This window comes from Neptuniibacter sp. (genome assembly GCF_024231755.1).
Classification (GTDB): Bacteria; Pseudomonadota; Gammaproteobacteria; order Pseudomonadales; family Balneatricaceae; genus Neptuniibacter.
In genome coordinates this window covers 1-515 of sequence record NZ_JAAEQH010000024.1, presented here as the reverse complement: position 1 = coordinate 515, position 515 = coordinate 1, and the positions used below count along the sequence as shown (strand labels likewise).

The 515-nt window shown below is 48.5% G+C and carries 1 protein-coding gene; it reads left to right on the top strand.

All coding sequences use genetic code 11. From position 1 onward, the window contains the following. The coding region (locus tag GY843_RS00815; RefSeq protein ID WP_297305820.1) for a hypothetical protein at positions 1 to 515 on the top strand (515 nt) is incomplete at both ends.

Here is a 515-nt window from a genome sequence, read left to right as displayed (position 1 = left end):
CCCTTATACATGCAGGAATTGTATTCCGCTGTACGGGCAAAATGATGACTCTGTATGCGCCAGCTATGTTTTACGAAGTGCCGTACTCAAACCTGCAGAATGTTGTTACTAATCTTCATGTGATTGCTGGGGAACACCCGCAGTCTAAGCTGCATGACAGCGTTCGCTGCTACTTCGCCTTTAGAAAGATGCGATGGAGCAGCCGCTTGGATATTGATATGACCCACCGAATCGAATCTATGATGTTTGAAATTTATGCTCAATGGGAACCTGCTCTAAGGGGTATCGAGCGGGTGGCCCACGAAAATGACCGAACAGCCAAGTACGTTGTAGCGGCAGCCAGACTGAATCAGCGCGCCATTTTTCAATGCTATGCTACGCATATGCAAGACCTGGCTGATAAGATCCAGGACGAAAACTGGATCCAGCCGGCGGATATCGAAGACACTATCCGTCGGGTTTTTGGCTTTGAAGACGGACCACTCTGGGATTCTCCCAATAACATCCGATGCATT